Here is an 18,141-nt window from a genome sequence, read left to right on the forward strand (position 1 = left end):
TCGTTATTTATCCGGATTTAAAAGTTTCAACAACGGACTTGCCTTCGCGTGATCCGCTTTTAAGTCGTCATCAACGAGCGCGACATAACGCTTTGTCATTGTAATGTCCACGTGGCCTAACGTCTTTTGGAGGCTAAATGCGCTCGCTCCATTACGAATAAATTCCAGACTGAACGCGTGACGGAGGTCATATGGGCGGATGTGGAACCCGACTTTCTTGCTGTGACGTTCGAGCCGATCGCCCCATACGTGACGATTTAGCTTGTTTCCGGACTCCGCACAGAATACCGTAACCTTATTCGCCCAGGAGCGCGGCCGCATCTTAAGAAAACGTTTGAGCGCGTCAACAGTGAACGGAGACAGATTAAGTGTACGGGAAACGCGCGTTTTCGCTACTCCGGCCGGTATGCGAACCCATCCGGATAGCAAGTTAAAATCGTTTGGCTGCAGCGAAAGAGCCTCCGACGGGCGGATGCCAGTGTCCAGGGTTAAAAGTATCAGACAGTAATCGCGCATTCCAACGAATGTATTACGATCGGGAACTTGAAGTAATTTCTGCAGGATTTCAATATCAATCGCGACAACGCGCGATCCTTCTTTTCGTTTCTTTATATTGGCAAGGGGATTCTTTTTGAGGTGGCCTTCTTCAACACACCACTTAAAGAATGTTCGGAGATAAGTCAAGCGGCTGTTAAAGGTTGATGGTGCTATTCCTTCCTGCCCTAAGTGCGCGATAACAGCTTCTTCAAGACTAAAGTATGAATCCCAAGCATTCGGGAAACGTTTGAACAGCAGGTTAACTGTCCGTATGTAATCCTTATGAGTGTTCTGGCTTATTCCGTTGAGCAACTTCATTCTTAGGTATTCGTCTAAAAGTTCGCTCCAATGTCGATTTGTTTTTTGAATAGTGCGTCTTATCTGCTGCATTAAACTACTCCTTTTTTAACGGAATTATATCATCGGGCAGGAGGAAATAGGTGGTAATTTGTCGAAATAAGTATTAGATACTATGACGAAAGGACTACGCATATACACTTTTACACCGCGCAAATGGACGGCACTCCGGCGCTGTCTTAGTCGCGGGAGAACTCGTTGGCACGGAAGGATTGCGGAGATTACGAAAGATAGCGTAAAGATCGGGGATGGGCGCTATCTTCGCGCAGTTTGTACGTTTAAGTAAGTGATTAACAATCCGAAAGAGGGGCACGTAGTGACAACTAAAAAAGTTGGAGAAATCTTTATAGCAGGCGGGCAGCCAAACATAACCTATAATCCTAGAAAAACTCATAGATTAGAAGAACAACTTTTAGATTACTTAGACACAGGCTATAAGCTACTATCAGTCACTGGTTCTACTAAGAGTGGAAAAACTGTCTTGAGTAGAAAAGTTATTCCTTTAAAGAAGGGGATATGGGTTTCTGGAGGACAGGTACAAGTAGAAGACGATTTTTGGACAATTATATTAGACAGATTAGGAATTCCATGGAATTACACCGAGGAGAACCAAACTGGGCAATCGTATGGAACTGATGTTAGTGTTGATGGAGAGGTTAGTGCTTTAGTGGCTAAGGCAAAAGGTCAGTTCAAGGCTTCCAGAAATTCTACGTCCTCAAATAAGGTAGTTCATCAATATTTGAGAAGCCCAAGAACTACTGCAATAGATGCATTAATCGAGTCAAAAATGCCCTTAATTGTTGATGATTTTCATTACATTCATCGGGATATTCAGTCCAAAATAGTAAGGGCCTTAAAGGACCCTATATTTGAAGGCCTGAGAGTCATAATAATTGCAGTTCCCCATCGCGCGTATGACGCAGTTAGAGTAGAAAGTGAGATGACTGGAAGGGTCTCTCAATTACAAATCCCTTTGTGGACGGATGAAGAACTAAAAGAAATACCTATGAGGGGATTTCCTGAATTAAACGCCCACTGCCCCAACGAAACAATAGTACAGTTCGTAGAGGAGAGCTTTGGCAGTCCCCATTTAATTCAGGATTTTTGTTTGAATCTATGCTTCAATAATAATCTACGGGAAGCTTCCGATTCCCCAGTATTTATAATGGAGCCAGGGGATTACACAAACTTTTTCAAACTTATAGCTCAATCGGCTTCCAAGATTGCTTTTGAGAGGCTAGCTAAGGGCCCTAGACAGCGAACAGACCGCGTAGTAAGAGAGTTCACCGACGGTTCGAAAGGTGACATATATATTGCAGTATTAAAAGCTCTTGCTTTAACGGGTCCCAAAACAGAGATACAGTACGAAGAAGTTAGGAGCGCACTAAGAAGCCTTCTTATAGGCCAAGTACCTAATGCTAATGAGGTAACAAGAGTATTAAAAAAAATGTCTGACATCGCCTTTGAGCAGAGAGACCAGGGAGAGCCCGTCATTGAGTGGGTCAAGGATGACGTTTTGTATATAGCTGACCCCTTCTTCGCTTTTTATCTAAAATGGAATTCTTAAAATACAACTTTACAGAATAAACCTCTCAAATACCGGACTCCGCAGCATCCCCGTGGGAGTCCTTTTTGGCATTTTCACCGTGAAATAACTGCGCCTACTACGTCCCCTAACGATTACCCTTCCGCGTGGTTAAAGCGCCTAATTATATATGCACGAAAATACAAGAGCGCTCGCTCCGGAAGGGAACAAGCGCCAATAATGGTTATTTATCGCCAAGTGCGGTGTACGCGTCAAGTGCCGTTTGGATTGCTTTCTTTTCAGCGGATGTAATCGTTCGATCTTTGTAATATTGATCGCCTTCATAGCGGAGTACCGTTTTCTTAGATGAAGCTATCGCGCGAAGCATATCGATATCAGAATCAGTTACGCCGTAATCGTACCATTCCCATACGTTAACATCGTTATCGCGTTGCACGTCAGTGAGGCCGGGGGTTACCGTATATGTTTTTCCGTCAACCTTAAATATGTAGTTGTTAATAAATAACCAGTCATCACCTTCGTACTGTATTCGGAAACGAATCCAAGGGTCAGAGCCTTCTTGTTTGCCGATGTATATATACGCCTCGTTAACATCAGCATATTCCGTTGATGTCTTAGCATAATACCAGTCGATCTCTCGTACACTATCTCTTTGTTTTCGTGTGTTAGAAAGGGCTGCCTTTAATTTTCTGGCTTCCTCTGCTTTAGCTTGCGCCTCTTCAGCAACTTTGATCGCGGCTTCTTCTTTCTCTTTCTTTTCAATTTCAGCTAATAGCTCTTTAGCGGTCACGGCCTCGGCCGACGCTGGGTATTTTTCTAGTAAGGTCTTGATCTTGTCCTTTGCAGTATTCGGATATTCTTTAGCGTTGTCTTGGGCCAGTTTTAAGAGATTGCCGGGTTCGTTTTTCACTTCTTCCAACTCTTTGGTGAGTGCCTCTACTTTCTCTTTGAGTTCCTGGTTTTCTTTGACGAGAGCCGGATCAGGCGTCGCAGAGGTTGACACGGATAGGGGCGTATCAGCTTCTGGATTATTACTACAAGCTGTAGTCAGTGCAAGACATAAAAACAAAACCGTTATTATACTTCGTTTCAATCTATTTCCTCCTCCGTTATGTATTATTACCAATTATAACCTGAAAATAGTCAATTTGATATAATTAATTGATTCTTTAGTCCTAAATTTTGAGAGTTTTTCATTTCTTTCTTGGTCACAAATGCCCTTAAAACTACTTTCGAACATTCAAGAACAAGAAAACAAACCCATTACGTCAAATCGTACATAAACCAGTCCGCAGTCCATTCCTATTTCTAAGCTTGCCGACGCCTACATATTAACGATCAATTTCCGTACCTTTACCAACCTATCTCCACGTGTCCAGAACGCCTAATTTCACGCTCAGATTCGCTATATGCACGTCTTGATGACGGAATAGGGTGCGGCGTGAGCATTTCGAAGATTTTTCCGACAGGTAGCGACGACGTCGTCGCCTCTCCGAATTCTCGTACGCTGCCACAAACCGCTCGACGTCGCGCGCTAGAAGATAAATAAGCGCTCAGTCCGCGAAATAGGCAGGGCGCTTTTACGATTCATCCGAAATCTATAGTATGTTAAGATATCATAAAGGGAGGTAGGCCGTAGTGAGCGTACGAAACGAATTTGAGAGATTAATAGACAAGCGGGTAGAGATAAAGCTATCGGACGGTTCAAGCGTCGAAGCGATGCCACAGCAGACGTTGGTGGACCTCGACGACGATATCCCCTACAGGTTTTTGGTTTACCTTTACACTGGTAACAAAGATTACTTCGGCGGAGGATTTGCAGAAATCGACATGCAGGATGTGATTGAAATAACTGAATTGAACTAATCAGCGCTCTCGTACTCGGGGGCGCTATTCTTTTGTTTAACAAAAAGACCGCCCTTTAACGCCGGGCGGCCGGTTATTCCTCTTCGTTTTCTTCCTCCAAGTCGTCTATTATGATTTCCGTGACCTCTCCGTTAGGCCCATACACATAATTAACGGTACGACCGTCTTTAAGGAAGCGTATTACGGGCCGATCGTCGATCCAGTCTAAATCAAGGTCTGGAGTTATTATCTTTCTTTTTGGCATGGCACGTCACTCCTCAATGTACTCTAGCAAATCCCCAGGCTTAAGCCCGAGCCCACGGCATAAAGCGCCGAGTGTTTCATAGTCTATCCTTTTCGTTGCGTTTCCAGCCAGTGATGTAATCGTATTACGACTCACGCCAGTCATTTCAACGACATTCTTATTAGTTAGGCCGCGCTCTTTCATTATATCTCCAAGGCGACAGCGGATATTGATTTCCTCCATAAAAACTCCTCCAAAAAATTTTATGCACAAAATGTTGACATGTTGAAAAAGCGGGTGTAATATGTAGTCATATATTACACAACATGTTGACATATCGAAATGTTAACTAACAAGACTATTTACGTTCATCGTACCAAATGGTTCCGACTTTATCAATTGAAAAGGGGTTGTTTGTATGAATTTACTTTTAGTAGCTGCCGTCGCTGCTGAGATCGTCCTGCAGGCGCGCGCATCCGGAGCTTCTGCCGCACTTTCCGGTCACTCGTTTCGATCATTCCCGCAGTTTGTGGAGATCGCGGAAGGTGTTTTCCACGAGCTCACAGACGCTTACGTTACCGCCATCGATACCGCGATCGGTCTACTTACGAGAAAGCCCGCATGCTGACGCACGAAAATTATAGCGCGTGGATTCGTCAGATACTCGATGAGGACGGCTATGGAGTATGCGCAAGAGCTCATGCTAGGATGATCGAATCGAAGTTAGCGGAGACCTGGCGGTCGGATGCGGAAATAATCTCGGAGATCCGTGAAATGAGCCGCGCGTTCATGGATGCAACAAAGGTAAAAATCAAATAAACGGAGGTTTCATTTATGCAAAAATACACGATTATCCCAACGCAAACACTCGGCTACTACCGCAGTCACCGGACTGGCCTTATCCACGCGACGCTCAAAATGGGCAATAAGGCGCAGCACATCACCGTATCTCCGACGCTATTTCTCGCAGTATTTCCCGCGATCGACCGCCGTTGGCTAGGGGACACCATCGATGCCGCACCGGACGAACTTGCTGCGCTAGGATTCAACGTCGTTTATCCGAAAATTGACGTGAAATTAGCGGACATACCGCACCAGGTACGTTATGTATACGTCCCGGGCCTTAACCGTTATATCGCGCGCCTACTCGGTACAAAGCAGGAGATTTCGGCATCAGCTCGATTCTTCCGGAAAGTAGCGGGCGTGTCCGAGAGGGCTGTGTTAGGCTCCGTGACGTTAACGGACAAGCAGGCTGCCGAATGTGGATTCGTGATTTCCCGTGTGGAAGGGGTGAGTGGGCATGATGCTAGAGTTTCCACGGCGCTATACGCTTAACAAAAGGCCGCGCCGCGACTTAATCCGTTTAATCTACGCTCTGATTATCGTCGCAAAGGAGTTACTATCATGACCGGCATACTGTTCCCCGATGATGCCGGCCGCGCCAACGGCCGATAAGCGGAGGAGACGTGCTGCTCGCGCTAAAAGTATGTCCGTACCGCGTTGCAGCGCGGATCGCCATGCGGACAAATTAAGCTCGTAGTCTGACGACCGCTAACGTCAGGCATCGCCATGCGAGTATATCGTGCTACGTGACACGTTTTGAGTAGTAAATACTCGGCAAATCCGGTCAGGTGCGCCAACACCCGGCCGGCGATCGCTTATTACCGCGTCCGGAGCTTCACGGGCTCCGAAATGCAGGCGCGTTTAACATAGATGCTAACGGACAGGTGCAGGGGGTGCTCCGCTATTCAGGCAGCTTCTGCCCGTATCCTCAACTAAGCGGGCGATACGTCCGGTAGCTCCGGTCAGGCACCGTATCGTCCGTTGCTTATATTGTGTTATACGGAACGAGTGTTCTCTATGTTTCAAATTTTTCTAATAATTTTTTACAGACAATATGAGCAGCAAGATTGACAGTCGAGCACCTGTGACAAAGACTAAATAAGAAAGAAAGGGGAGGCAAAAGTCCCCGGCTTTGGAGAAATAACGGTAATAAAAGTGTGCGAAACGAAAAAGTCGTCCGTTGAAGTATGTGAAAGGAGCGAAAGTGTGAGGGAATTGAGAAGCGCCGGCAATCTATTAGTATGGGCACGAAGCTTATATTGTCCCTACGTGTAATACGCCCGATATTCTGCGCGGACGTCGTCAATATAAACATAAGGAGCTGGGTAACGGAAACGTGCGGCCGGCTTTGGTCATTTCGGATGTTAATAGGTCGGAGGGCGCAAGAATATTCCGAAAATGTGTGCTGATGGATGATTCCGTGTAGATAATACAGTACCAACGCAGAAAACTTTCGCGAAAAGTGTACAGAACCCGATCGACAGGCAACAAAAAGAGTAGGTAGGCCGGCGGAGGTTTCCGCTTGACTATAAAACCAAATCAAAGGAGACGATTGATTATGAGTATTAAGGTTAAAATGCCTAGCGAAACTTTCAAATACCAGATGGCGTGCAAAGCCTTGGAATTGTACAAGCAATGGCTCCGCGAAGGTAGGATTTTTTATTACGAGACAGTAAATGAATGCGGTAGAAATCGAACCTATCTAAATAATTTTAGCGCGCCTGCTGCGTACATGTTGTGGAAGCACACTACATTGAGGGCTTGGTTAGAAGAAGAAATCGTTCAAGGAAACGACATTAAGGGTTGCTATGCTTCACATTGGCTGGAGGACGAAGTTAGGGAGGATGTCTACAAGGAACTTCTGCGAATTAACGGTGTTAGTCAAGAAGAGGCGGAAGACCTCGAATATTTTATTTACGTTAATGAATTTATAGGGGATGTTCAATGTTATACGGACGTATTTGTTGTTTCAACGTTAGAAGGTGCTACTGCATTTGACGAACGAGTTATAGAGCCAAGCTACGTCCGTTGAAAAAGAGGGCGTGGCTTGGAACAAGCGCCGACAATATACGAAAGCAAGACGGAGTGATCGGTTACGCTATAACACCAAAACTAAAGGAGACGATTGAACATGGGAGCAGTTATCGGATTTGTACCACGAGAAGAATACACAAAGGCAAAAGCGCCGGAATGGGCGTCGGTAGGGGCGGCCTACCGCGAAGCTCGCAAAGGTCTTAACCTGACGATACAGAAGGTCGCAACTGAAATCGGAGTGAGCAGCAGTACACTTGCGCGATTTGAGAAGGGAGTCCCCGTGAGAGCCTCGCGCTTGATCGAGAATGCTTACGGTTTGTACCTCGTTGTGCACAATGCCACGCGAAGAGGACTTCTCGACCACATGGACTTGGACATGGCAGCCTTTTTAAAGGCCCGGTTAATCGTAGACTGCGATCTTTCCGAAGACGGCGCGCCGGTTAGTATAACGCGACCAGACGGCACAGTGGTTGCGAAAGTGGATACCGGTAGCGTGGAGACGAATTACGAAGTTGCAGAAGAAATGTGCAAGAAGCTCGGTGAGCCGTTTTACTGCACGTACTGAAAGGAGGCACGCCATGATTGACGTATCTAAGCCGCTCGCCTACGACGAAGGGTTCCCACGCGTCCCGAACATCATGTACCGAATGTACCCGCTGCTTGACGGATTTACCGTAGAGACCGCTGGTTTCTACGGGTATCTCCGTTCGTGGCGGCAGAGTAACAAGGATCACGCGATGTTCGGCAAAACGTGGCTGAATCAGCAGGAAATGGCGGTCCAAAGCGGTCTTTCTCCGCACAAAATCCGCAAGCACGTGAAAACACTGGAAATGTACGGACTGCTCCGCGTTACTAAGATCCTCCCGAGTACCGAACAAGAGAATATACGAGTGCCTGGAGCCGATGACCGAAGCGGAGTTCCGCGCCCAATATCCGGAGGCGGTTGCAGAGTTTGGGCGGTTATTATCCGAGATTGAGGCGGAGCTAAGCGCCGATAAGCAGCGGTTACTGGAAAAACAGCAACCGCAGGTCCCACCGCCAATGCCTCCGGAGCAGGATCACAACGGAATACCGGTCGATTTCTAGCGGATATTAAACAGTTTTACTACCGTTATTGAATTATTTAGTAACCGTAGTTAATCCATTTAACTAGAGAAAGATTAAAGAGTAAGACTAAGTAGTAAGAGTAATAAATAATACCGCGAGCCACTTCGTGACTCACGGACCGCGCGGAAAAAGATGTACTTATTAGGGATTGAGTGCGCGTAAAAGAAAAGGAGACAGAATAAAAGATACCCCGACATTGAATTATTTAATTTCCGTTAGGAGGAGTGGCATGGGTACAGCACGTCAGTTGGAGGAAGAACTGAAACAGACGCCAGAACTAACCGTTATTACTACGCCTCCGCTTTCTCGTCTTTTCGCTAAGGCGAAGGAGACCGTGCGGGCAGACGTCCTCAACGCCGCGCCGCTTATAGAAGAATATACGGAGGCAATAGAAGAATACCTCGTTACCATAGATCGGCGCGACCTCGTTGTTTGGGGGACGAACCCTGAAACGACAGAAGGCAATCGAGCCATCCGCGTTAACTATTCGCCCTTTTGGGACGCTTTGACTAAGATGGGCCAACGCCTCGACTACATAATCGAGAATAACGAACGGTCGGCGCCATTGCCTCGTCATTCCGCCCTGTCCGCGTGTGAAATGTTCCCGAACCGCGCGAAAGCGGATTACGAGCGCCATGCCGCGCATTCTCTTGAAACGCGCCTGAAAGTGGCCGGAGAGATGGCGGAAACAGCTATTGCTTATTATAACGCTCACCACGTAGGCGGAGACGGCCGACATCCCGCCGAAGAAGATAAGGCGCGTCTCGAACGCTTGGCCGACTATATTCTCGCCGAGGACCACGCTCGCGGTCTTCTCATTATCCGCGATCCTTACGACAAGCCTAGCGAAAAGGAGCTCGGAGTCCCGATGGGCGCGGGCGCGCGGGCGTTTTTACGCACAAAATTAGCGCAGGAGAGCGCCTTTGCGCAGGTTCTCGATAATCTAGCCGCGTGGAAACATGACGCCTATTTTAACGGCGATATTTCGTGTATTGAAGGCATCCTCGACGTGGAGGCCGCGATTGAGTCAGGAGGAGAGGTTTCCGCCGTGATGCAGGAGAGCGGAATAGTCCGCTCATACATGCCGGACGTTCGGGCAATCACCGGCGAAGGAGTGAAGCTATGCGAATGCTGCGGATATCCGTTCGAGGACAAGTCACGCGCAGGCAATAGTAAAGTTTGCGGAAAGTCCTGCGCCCAGCATCGGGACAAGATGCGTAAGCGAATCGAGCGTTACGGAACTACGGAGTTGGAGGGCGAACGGACCCGGATGGATATCGAATACCCTTTTTACGCGCCGAATGAAATGCGAAGCATCTCGCAGCGGTCAGAGAAATCGAAGGGAGATTCCGATTACATGTCCCGGGCGATAGCGGCCAAGGCGACGAAACTGGAGCGCGGGGGCAAGAAGACAACGATACGGATCGATGACTGGATGTGGACGAGCAACCGTAACGATGGCCGACCATTATCGCGGCATCGAGCACCAGAACCTGCAGATATTGTTACGTACAATACCAATGAAAATCCGCTTACTCCGTCGTTTACAGACTGCCAAGGAATTGCCAATCGTGTCTGCGAGTGGCCCCGTGATACTTCGGACATTTCGGCTTAAGGAGGGAAGGGAACGGATGTTCTCTCCTATTTTATTTATGGAATGTGCGTTATTTCAAATATACGAAGGGGGTTTGTGATATGGACGGGATGGGAGTCCGTGGAATCCGGATTATGGCCGGCATGACGCAGGCCGAGTTTGCAGACGCGCTCGGCGTTAGCCAGTCGTTGGTGTCAGACGTCGAAAACGGCCGCCGGGCCGTATCTCGCGACCTGCGGATTAAGATCGCGCAGACGTTCGGGACCGGTGATGACATCATGACGGCGATTGCGCGGGCGAAGGAGTCCGGAAAACTGGCGCTGTAATAAGCGTCTTATTTTTGCTCAAATACTTTAATAATTGAACGCGTTAAATTGAAGAAGGTGATTGCAGTATGGACGATATTCAATCGAAGGCCGCGATGTGGTGCGAGTATATGAAGCCGGATCGTACCTGCTACATAATGGACGCGTTGTCCACGGAGAGCGACTCGACATGTAAGTGCTTTAGGCCGCCGGAACGGCGTACGAGGTGCCGGTACTTAGAACTTGTCGTACTGAACACGAAGGGGGCCCGCAGGGGTGGACGTAATTTCTCGGTTCAAATTGAGTAAGGGGTACGGAGGGGCTTGCGCGGCACTCTTTACCATTGTTGATCCGGACACGGGTGAGATATTGGACGAGTTTGTTCGCGATTGCTCTTACATGTCGGAGGGCGCGGCGGTCAAAGAGTCGGTCGCGCGCGGAGTAAGAGAGGTACAGAAAAAATATGACGGCACGGTTTGGCTCGAAGTTGAAAGGGCGGACCTACTGCGGGAGGTGTGGTCGGAATGGTATTAACGGTCTATCAGCAAGTATTCGTTCAAGGTGCCAGCACGCGGGCGCACATAACGATCGTAGACGGAACCGGCGTCGTGCTTGAACGTCGGTTTAGTAACTACGAACCTTATCCGCTTTACAGCGTCGCCCGAGAGCACCGGGAATTGACAATTAAAGCCCTCCAGCGCAGCTTAAACGTTGACAAGATTATTTACGACTGCAACGTTCTGGGCCGTGTAGAGTTCACGCCGAAGGGCGGAGGATGGGACTTCGAGTTAATTAATCACCCTCGATTTGGAGCCGCTAACCTAAATAAGCGAGTAGTTTGGCATGAACAGCAAAAAGAACAAGACGAAGAGGGAGATAGTAGCGACGATGAGCAGAGTTATTGAATCGGAAGTTTGGGACGGCATCAAAAACGAAAGTATGGACGAAATTAACGCATTGATAGGCCCGTCACTCGGCAAGTCACCGACGGCAAAGAAACCGGAGAGCCTGGCGGACCCCGATGCAATCGCCGGTCGCTTCATCAATTACAACGGAGATCGCGGTTTCGGCTTCGTCCGCAGCCAGGAACACGGCGACATCTTCTTCCACATCGGCAGCTCGCCCGATTTCGACCCGGACGTCCTACGTCGGGGATACGCGTCACGTTCTTGATTTCGGAAGACCGAACCGGCCGCAATGTCGCAATTAATGTAAAGCGGGTTTAAGCGTATGGAGGAGCGTTATGATCCGGAGCAAATAACATACGCGCATCTGGCAATAATCAACCTCCGTGATGGACGCATTGCTGCCGGCGCTCGGCTGTCTACGCGCAGCATAGCGAAGGACGACCGGGTTTGGTACGAGCCTTATGCGGTCTGTTCGTTGTACTATGGCCCGGGCGATATCCGGAACGCGTCAACGCGCCAGGCAATCCCGGTCATAATCCGTGATATTCTGCGGACGGTCCGGCCTGGTACGCGCCTGCTGAGCGTCAAAGGTAACGTGCCACAATTTATGAAGTCCGCCAGCATCGGACAGGAAGCGAGTATATGGACGCAGGTTTACGTTAACGTGGCGTATAAGCCGGGGATTGACCGAAGCATCCCGGAATTAATGAAACTTGCTAATGCCGCCATCGAGCGCGGCTGCTCAGTTACAACAAACCAAAAACCAATAATAAAGGGGAATTAAAAAATGGGAAATTACGCTGAAAGTATCGCAAAAGTAAAAAAATTGATTTATGGCCCGGAGTCTATCACTGCTGCAAAGGGGATTTTTGCCCGAGTTAAAGCGGAGGTGAGTGAAATCCAAACGGACGCTACGCTATCAGCGATCGGAGTCGCTCAAAAGCAACGCGAAGCCCGCGAGAGAGGCGCGGTCGAACTTGCTAAGATTATGCGAGCTAATAAGTCTGTGATTGACGCGGAACTTGCTGCGGCTGAAAAGAGTGCCCGCGCAGCTCTCGCGCAGCCAGATGCTAAGCCTGACGCAGAGGCACTCCGTGAGTTTAACGAGAAATACGGCGCGCTCAAAACGGAACTAACCGTATTTGGCAGCGGGCAGGCTGCGGCAAAGCTGATTGAGTTTATGAAGGGCGTCAAGGACCCATATCTAGCGCGTACGATCCTGGACGAGTTTGCTACAACGGGCTCAGAACTCCGTAAGCACGCCAACCAACTGAGTTTGCGGACGATGTATGACAACGTTAAATCCGTCGCGCTCACAGATAGCCGGGCGCAGGCAAGACAAGCGCTCGCCGAAATCGAGTCATGCCGCAGGGTGAAGCCGATTAACTCAATGGTTACGCTGGGCGCTTCGTCCGCACTAGGTGACGCGGCTACAGCGGCCCTATCTGATCACGAGGGATATCTTCAGGCACACGGCGAGTAACAATAAAAAATAAGGGGAGAAGATAGCATGACGAAATTACCTCAAAACGTCCAAACAGCGGTAGACGCGTATCGGGCGGAACACATCAAATTTGATGAACTAGCCGCAGCGCACCGAGGAGCCTTAGACAAGCTTAACGGAGACCTTGCGGCTGCAAAAGCAGAACTTGCGGCTGCTTCTGCTGCTACACTTACAAAGCCAACGCCCGCGAGTATCGAAGCCGAGGTGCAGCTAGCCCGGAAGGTAAAGGAGATCGACGAGGGTATCACTGCGCAGCAAGGGCGGTTATCCGTGGCATTAACGAGCCAATCAAGTCAGCTCACACAGTTAGCAGACGCTGCTATTAACGCCGGCCGCGCTGAGGCCCACCGGTATTTTATCGAGAATAGAGACGCTAAGCTTGCGACAATTGAGGACGCAAAGTATGCGTATCTGTCAGCGCTAGTCGATTTGCATAATATGCGAAAGAATGCGCGCGATATATACAATGATGCAGTTAGCCAAACCAACGCAAACAGGGCGGAGTATTTATCTAAACCTTACTTTGAGGATACCGCACTATTCTATCGAGGTGGCGCACGGCAGGTACACGGCATCAGTGAGACGGAGATTATGCGCGCATACAAGCACGGACAGATCCTAAAAACCAGCGTTGCAGCCGGTCGGAAAGTCTAATAAATACGCACTATCTAAGGGGCTCGCGCCAAAACGCGGGCTCTTTCTATTTTAAGGGGGAAACGGAATGAGTTTATGCCTGTCTTTATACCACGATAATATGATTTTCGTTTGGGCCGACAGTCGCGTAAGCGTCGAGGTAGGCGGCAAGAGTTACGTTGTGACCGACGAGTACAAAAAGATCCTCCAGATTGGGAATCGTGTTATCTTCATGTCCGGGATGAGCGAGATAGTGGAGGAGGTGTTTAGCCGCATCCTTCCCGATAGCACATACGAGGATATTCAGCGTGAGGCGAGAGAGGTCTTTGCCGACTTTTCCGCTGCCCACAAAGATACGCCAGGTTATGCGGATTCCAGGTACGGAATTGAGTTCGGAATCTACCTCCACGAGATTAAGGACGGAGTGCCCGTTTACGTGCAGTTTGGCTACCGAGATCACTTCGAAATCAATCAGCAAGACCCGGGAGAAGCGGATGTCTTCGGTGTAGCCGCGCACTCAGACATAGCGTTGCCGTTATTTGTACGCAAAATTAACTCCGGAATACCGATCGAGCTCGCAGCCCTCCGGACATTTGAATCCGTAGCCGACGAGGTTGTCGGAGGCTACTTAACGATGTTTGCAATCGGGCAGGACGGTATCACATGTAATCGATCCGCCATAAAAGACCGTAAGCCGGTAACTAAAGTACATGACTTATCATTTCCTTACACGGCGACAATGGACGGAAGCATCTACGCCAGTAAATTAACCGCGAAAACGGCAAATATTTCTGAATCCAATTTCAAAGACGGTGCGATTATTGGCTCTTCGATCAACGTAGGAAACGGCCAATTTACCGTAGACACTGCCGGCAATATGTACGCAGGAAACGGCACGTTTCGCGGGAGTATTACGTCGGGTAGTACGATTACCGGCGCGCTAATAACTGGGGGGAGGATAACCTCGGACACTGACATTAATATTACACGTGACATTCGCGTCGGAAACAATATATATCTCGGATTAACCGGTCAGACGAATGACCGACGCATCGAGTTCGTAGATAGCGGACCTTATCATTCTTATATCGCGTTCACCGATGCGACGAAGCAGCTCGAAGTTTACGCTGCTAACGACTTGCGGATAACGAGCGGCCTTGACGTAACGATATCAGCGATGAGGGCAACGTTGCCGTACGACGCTTATCTCGGGTCCTCTGCATCATCTAATAAGATCGCGGTAGCGGCCGACCTAGCGTCGAAAGCGGATATAGCGGACCTGGCCGCTAAGGCAGACCGCAGCGAGGCCGGCTACAACCTCGCGTTTGATACCGCGACTCGGAATCTTAAGATGTACAGCGCGACCGGTTCGCTTTTGGCTACGGTTAATATACCGGCATAAATAACGGGAGGGAACGTAATGGAGCACGCCAATTTACTACGATGTACGCTTGATTTATCTAAACCAATTCCGGAGCTTATCGCGGTCATTACGGCAGTTTTGTCCGTACATCGGGACAACGCGGAGAGTATCCTTCGCGCCATTGACGACGAAATAACCGGAGCTCTATTACAACTAGAATCGGAAGGAGAGGTCGCACATGACTAACGATCAACTTCGCAGCGACATCGCACAGCTTACGGAGAGGTTGCGCCAGATACGTATTGAGCAGGGACTGCCGCCGGAGCCGTTACCGCGTCCTCAAATCGTAGAGCTTCCGCTTGCCGGCGCACTAATCAAGCGTTTAGAACCCTTTAAGGCTATTGCGGTTAAGCTTGCATCTATTCTAGCGCAGGGGCATGTCACGAGGGTTGACGTTAGCAAACTTGAACAATACCGCGAGTACGAGCGCTTGCTTTACTATTCTCACGGTTTGCGGGGCGCACATTACGCAACCGGAGTCCGCATAGTGTTCGGTGAGATTAAGCGGATTAATTGCGCAATCGACGAGGGGAAGACCGCAGATTTTGACGTTAACGGTACTATGCGCCGCATACACTTCGCTATAAGCACGTTTTTGAATAAAGAGCACGGTGTAGGTTGGGACATGTACGAGGTACACGTCGGATATACGGAGGAACTACGGGCAGCAGAGGCGGAGATGAAGCGCCTAACATCCGATCCGGCTGCGTTCCAGGCAGCATATGACGAAGCCCTGACACAAATACCAACGAAAGGGGAGGCGGTAAACTATGAGTAATGCGAGACAACGCAGAGTGCTTGAATCGCAGCTAACACCGCAACAACGAAAGGCAGCGCAACTTATCGTTAATAACGAGTGGGCTGAGCTACTGAATGAGGACGGCAAGAAGAAGACGGCGCAAGAGTTGGCGGATGAGATTGGAATCGCGCGTAGTACCTTCTTTGAATGGAAGAGTCAAGAGGTATTCGGGGCATACGTTAACTACCTTACGGACTTACAACTCAGTGCAATGAGATCAGAGGTTAACGTTCAGCTCATGAAGGCGATTCGCGGAGGTGCGAACGGTGTGCCTTCCGTTAAGGCTCTAGATCTATACTTCCGCAGATACGGACTGCTCACTGATCGAACTGTCGTTGAGGATACGCGCGAAACCATAGAGACACGGCGTAAGTCCGACGAAGAGATTCAAGCAGAGATTAGCGAGTTGGATGCGATGATTAACCGGCAAAGCGAGGAATAGTCCGGTATGCTTGCGCCTGTGATAACGTGTAACCTTGCGGATTGCAGGCGCATTTATTTCGGATTCTTTCGGACTAAGAGCGCGATTTACCTACTGCGCGCTCCCGGCGTCCGCCTACCGTAAAACTCGGGGGTTGCCGATGCATAAACGTTTGTATAATGTAAGAATTACGATCTAGCAAGAATCGCATAACAGCGCGGTTTCTGACGGTTGCATAAACAGTGCATAGACGCTATTTTCGTATACACTCGAAATAATGGCGTAGTGGCGCGGGTTTGCGGCCGATTGGAGGGCCTACGTATTACCAGTGCGTTGGTCGTCGCATTGCATAACGATGCATAGCGCTTTATCATGGTGAAGCGTTGCCCCCAAGGGGTATGCGCGATCCCCTACGGCAAGCGCACATACATTCCGCGAATCAAATTTTTAAGCGGGGGTCAATTTTGCGGAGGTAGAGTCCGATTTATATTAGCGTCCATTTACGGAGAAAAATTCGTAGATGGGCGCTTTTTTTGTTTCGACGGTCGAAATGTTTATCCGGTTGAAACGCGCGGGGTCATCCGTTATAATGGGTGATACGTAGGGCTTCGTAGAATCCGTAGGTTATCGGCTGAATGATCGTATTAGGCTACGGCAAGGAAACGAAGCAATAGCGAGGACTAAACGCACTCGTAATGCGTAGGTCGGGGGTTCAATTCCCTTCACCAGCATCCCTTCATAGTCAAGCAGGGCGCGGCTTTCCGAGGTTTCGGAGGGTCGCGTTTTTTGTTGCTTTTGGTGAATTTCCAACATTGTTCTAACCTTTAGTCTATTAAAGAGGTATACAATACAAAATGCTAAGATAACAATAGAAAAAGAAGTCGGATTCCGCCGACTCCCTGCACAACACTTGGGTGGGGTTGCAAACAATAATCGTTTCGTGTCTGCATCCACAAACAGGGTAATGTATTGATGTCCGCGCCGACTTGATGTTTCATCAATGGCGATCCGTTTGACTCCCGTTACATCCATCTCTACCATGGCTCGATTCACGTAATAGCGGAGTACTCTCCATAACCGCATATCGTGTTCGTTCACTTGTCTGGCTGCTGCTGCGACTGGCATCTCTTTCATCAATTCCATCAGGAAGGCTTCAAAACGCCAGGTCAATCCCGCCTGAGGACGAGACCAATCTACGTTCACTGTCAGGATACCGAAGGTAAGGAGGTCCAGGCTACTGAACTTGAATACCTTGGAGAGAAATATAATCGTTGGAGGGTGACTGGATCGCATTTTCTTGAACTTGTGTACAAATGTTTAGGTTATAAGGTTTCTACAACTCGTAAAAATTTTTAGAAATGATCTTTTTTAGTGAATAAAAAATGTCCGCTAACCTTAACTGATGTATATTCGTAATTAATATCTTTCACAATTAATTGTAAAAATAAACACTGTTTTGGTCGTTTTTAGTGGGAAAATCGTTTTTTATTAAAGACTATGATTGCTCCTGCGTTTTAGTAAAAGAAAGAAAAATAGACAAATGAGTATAAATGAAGGCCACACTAAAGGTTGCGTTAAATTACCTACTGCTGATTCCGAATTCAGTGAAATTACATATCCAATTGTAAAAAACATAATAAATAAGAGGATATTGGCGAATAAGAAAATAAATTGTTTCTTCCTGTTTTGGCGGTAATGAACAAGAATAATGCACAGTAAAATTAAAAAAATAATTATAAATGTTTGTTCAAGTCTAGTTTGATATTGCCCTGCATGAGCAATAGCTTGAAAATCATCTCGGGTTAAAAAACTTTTCTGTTGCCACTGCAGCGACTTCTTCATGTGTGAAAGTTCATAATTGATATATACGCCGTAAGCTATTAACATTGTAATAAAATATCCCAAATAAAATAAGGCTCTACACAAAACGTAGTGCTTGAACCCCATAGAACGTTATGCTAGGGAACATATAGAAAAAACATCTGCATATCCCGTAAGATGGTTGTGCGACCAATCCATCGAAGAAGGAATAAACAGATGC

Annotated in this window: 23 protein-coding genes, 1 tRNA gene and 1 pseudogene; 20 read left to right on the plus strand and 5 right to left on the minus strand. The window is 48.2% G+C overall.

Annotation, left to right across the window (positions count from 1 at the left end):
* Positions 1 to 3: 3 nt before the first annotated feature.
* Positions 4 to 927, minus strand: coding sequence for a tyrosine-type recombinase/integrase (locus K7397_RS11435; RefSeq protein WP_223068088.1), 924 nt, complete (start codon positions 925 to 927; stop codon positions 4 to 6).
* A 283-nt stretch (positions 928 to 1,210) separates the two neighbouring features.
* On the opposite strand from K7397_RS11435, the gene K7397_RS11440 reads away from it, so the two are divergent.
* A complete protein-coding gene (locus K7397_RS11440) occupies positions 1,211 to 2,461 on the plus strand; it encodes an ATP-binding protein (protein ID WP_223068089.1) in 1,251 nt (416 codons plus the stop codon).
* Positions 2,462 to 2,663: 202 nt separating this feature from the next.
* Here K7397_RS11440 and K7397_RS11445 read toward each other — a convergent pair whose 3' ends face one another.
* Positions 2,664 to 3,533: a DivIVA domain-containing protein gene (locus tag K7397_RS11445; protein WP_223068090.1), complete on the minus strand. Its 870-nt coding sequence runs from the start codon at positions 3,531 to 3,533 to the stop codon at positions 2,664 to 2,666.
* 545 nt (positions 3,534 to 4,078) lie between these two features.
* Between K7397_RS11445 and K7397_RS11450 the strand changes: the two genes are divergently transcribed.
* The gene (locus K7397_RS11450; protein ID WP_223068091.1) at positions 4,079 to 4,306 is read left to right on the plus strand and encodes a hypothetical protein; all 228 of its coding nucleotides are present in this window, start codon (positions 4,079 to 4,081) and stop codon (positions 4,304 to 4,306) included.
* A gap of 73 nt (positions 4,307 to 4,379) precedes the next feature.
* Here the strand turns inward: K7397_RS11450 and K7397_RS11455 are convergent, their stop codons facing one another.
* Together K7397_RS11455 and K7397_RS11460 are read right to left on the minus strand one after the other, a co-directional pair.
* Positions 4,380 to 4,550 carry a hypothetical protein gene (locus tag K7397_RS11455; protein WP_223068092.1) on the minus strand — a complete coding sequence of 57 codons (171 nt, stop codon included), beginning with the start codon at positions 4,548 to 4,550 and terminating at the stop codon, positions 4,380 to 4,382.
* Between the two features lie 6 nt (positions 4,551 to 4,556).
* Positions 4,557 to 4,772: a helix-turn-helix domain-containing protein gene (locus K7397_RS11460; RefSeq protein WP_223068093.1), complete on the minus strand. Its 216-nt coding sequence runs from the start codon at positions 4,770 to 4,772 to the stop codon at positions 4,557 to 4,559.
* A gap of 175 nt (positions 4,773 to 4,947) precedes the next feature.
* On the opposite strand from K7397_RS11460, the gene K7397_RS11465 reads away from it, so the two are divergent.
* The 18 genes from K7397_RS11465 to K7397_RS11550 all read left to right on the plus strand — a co-directional run bounded on the left by K7397_RS11465 (position 4,948) and on the right by K7397_RS11550 (position 16,828).
* Entirely contained in the window at positions 4,948 to 5,157 is a 210-nt protein-coding gene (locus tag K7397_RS11465; protein WP_223068094.1) for a hypothetical protein, read from the plus strand.
* A 206-nt stretch (positions 5,158 to 5,363) separates the two neighbouring features.
* Positions 5,364 to 5,864 (plus strand): hypothetical protein, encoded by a 501-nt coding sequence (locus K7397_RS11470; RefSeq protein WP_223068095.1) that lies wholly within the window; start codon positions 5,364 to 5,366, stop codon positions 5,862 to 5,864.
* Positions 5,865 to 6,930: 1,066 nt separating this feature from the next.
* Positions 6,931 to 7,404 carry a hypothetical protein gene (locus tag K7397_RS11475; protein WP_223068096.1) on the plus strand — a complete coding sequence of 158 codons (474 nt, stop codon included), beginning with the start codon at positions 6,931 to 6,933 and terminating at the stop codon, positions 7,402 to 7,404.
* A 99-nt stretch (positions 7,405 to 7,503) separates the two neighbouring features.
* The gene (locus K7397_RS11480; protein WP_223068097.1) at positions 7,504 to 7,971 is read left to right on the plus strand and encodes a helix-turn-helix domain-containing protein; all 468 of its coding nucleotides are present in this window, start codon (positions 7,504 to 7,506) and stop codon (positions 7,969 to 7,971) included.
* A gap of 13 nt (positions 7,972 to 7,984) precedes the next feature.
* The gene (locus K7397_RS11485; RefSeq protein WP_223068098.1) at positions 7,985 to 8,383 is read left to right on the plus strand and encodes a hypothetical protein; all 399 of its coding nucleotides are present in this window, start codon (positions 7,985 to 7,987) and stop codon (positions 8,381 to 8,383) included.
* A 359-nt stretch (positions 8,384 to 8,742) separates the two neighbouring features.
* Positions 8,743 to 10,128 (plus strand): hypothetical protein, encoded by a 1,386-nt coding sequence (locus tag K7397_RS11490; protein ID WP_223068099.1) that lies wholly within the window; start codon positions 8,743 to 8,745, stop codon positions 10,126 to 10,128.
* Positions 10,129 to 10,208: 80 nt separating this feature from the next.
* Positions 10,209 to 10,433, plus strand: coding sequence for a helix-turn-helix transcriptional regulator (locus K7397_RS11495; RefSeq protein WP_223068100.1), 225 nt, complete (start codon positions 10,209 to 10,211; stop codon positions 10,431 to 10,433).
* A gap of 255 nt (positions 10,434 to 10,688) precedes the next feature.
* Positions 10,689 to 10,946: a hypothetical protein gene (locus K7397_RS11500; RefSeq protein ID WP_223068101.1), complete on the plus strand. Its 258-nt coding sequence runs from the start codon at positions 10,689 to 10,691 to the stop codon at positions 10,944 to 10,946.
* The gene (locus tag K7397_RS11505; RefSeq protein WP_223068102.1) at positions 10,937 to 11,317 is read left to right on the plus strand and encodes a hypothetical protein; all 381 of its coding nucleotides are present in this window, start codon (positions 10,937 to 10,939) and stop codon (positions 11,315 to 11,317) included. The genes K7397_RS11500 and K7397_RS11505 overlap by 10 nt, the downstream gene beginning before the upstream one ends.
* On the plus strand, positions 11,301 to 11,585 hold the full coding sequence (locus K7397_RS11510) for a hypothetical protein (RefSeq protein WP_223068103.1): 285 nt from the start codon (positions 11,301 to 11,303) through the stop codon (positions 11,583 to 11,585). The genes K7397_RS11505 and K7397_RS11510 overlap by 17 nt, the downstream gene beginning before the upstream one ends.
* A gap of 57 nt (positions 11,586 to 11,642) precedes the next feature.
* The gene (locus tag K7397_RS11515) at positions 11,643 to 12,104 is read left to right on the plus strand and encodes a hypothetical protein (protein ID WP_223068104.1); all 462 of its coding nucleotides are present in this window, start codon (positions 11,643 to 11,645) and stop codon (positions 12,102 to 12,104) included.
* A 222-nt stretch (positions 12,105 to 12,326) separates the two neighbouring features.
* Entirely contained in the window at positions 12,327 to 12,803 is a 477-nt protein-coding gene (locus K7397_RS11520; RefSeq protein WP_223068105.1) for a hypothetical protein, read from the plus strand.
* A gap of 27 nt (positions 12,804 to 12,830) precedes the next feature.
* Complete coding sequence (locus K7397_RS11525) at positions 12,831 to 13,478, plus strand: hypothetical protein (RefSeq protein WP_223068106.1); 648 nt, start codon at positions 12,831 to 12,833, stop codon at positions 13,476 to 13,478.
* 241 nt (positions 13,479 to 13,719) lie between these two features.
* Positions 13,720 to 14,859 (plus strand): hypothetical protein, encoded by a 1,140-nt coding sequence (locus tag K7397_RS11530; RefSeq protein ID WP_223068107.1) that lies wholly within the window; start codon positions 13,720 to 13,722, stop codon positions 14,857 to 14,859.
* A gap of 18 nt (positions 14,860 to 14,877) precedes the next feature.
* On the plus strand, positions 14,878 to 15,066 hold the full coding sequence (locus K7397_RS11535; RefSeq protein ID WP_223068108.1) for a hypothetical protein: 189 nt from the start codon (positions 14,878 to 14,880) through the stop codon (positions 15,064 to 15,066).
* The gene (locus K7397_RS11540; RefSeq protein ID WP_223068109.1) at positions 15,059 to 15,658 is read left to right on the plus strand and encodes a hypothetical protein; all 600 of its coding nucleotides are present in this window, start codon (positions 15,059 to 15,061) and stop codon (positions 15,656 to 15,658) included. The genes K7397_RS11535 and K7397_RS11540 overlap by 8 nt, the downstream gene beginning before the upstream one ends.
* Positions 15,651 to 16,121, plus strand: coding sequence for a phBC6A51 family helix-turn-helix protein (locus K7397_RS11545; RefSeq protein WP_223068110.1), 471 nt, complete (start codon positions 15,651 to 15,653; stop codon positions 16,119 to 16,121). The genes K7397_RS11540 and K7397_RS11545 overlap by 8 nt, the downstream gene beginning before the upstream one ends.
* Positions 16,122 to 16,764: 643 nt before the next feature.
* A tRNA-Thr gene (locus K7397_RS11550) sits at positions 16,765 to 16,828 on the plus strand.
* A 334-nt stretch (positions 16,829 to 17,162) separates the two neighbouring features.
* Here the strand turns inward: K7397_RS11550 and K7397_RS21850 are convergent.
* A pseudogene (locus K7397_RS21850) lies at positions 17,163 to 17,393 on the minus strand (transposase family protein); the annotation flags it as partial.
* Positions 17,394 to 18,141 lie beyond the last annotated feature (748 nt).

Source organism: Paenibacillus caui (genome assembly GCF_019904135.1).
Taxonomy (GTDB): Bacteria; Bacillota; Bacilli; order Paenibacillales; family Paenibacillaceae; genus Fontibacillus; species Fontibacillus caui.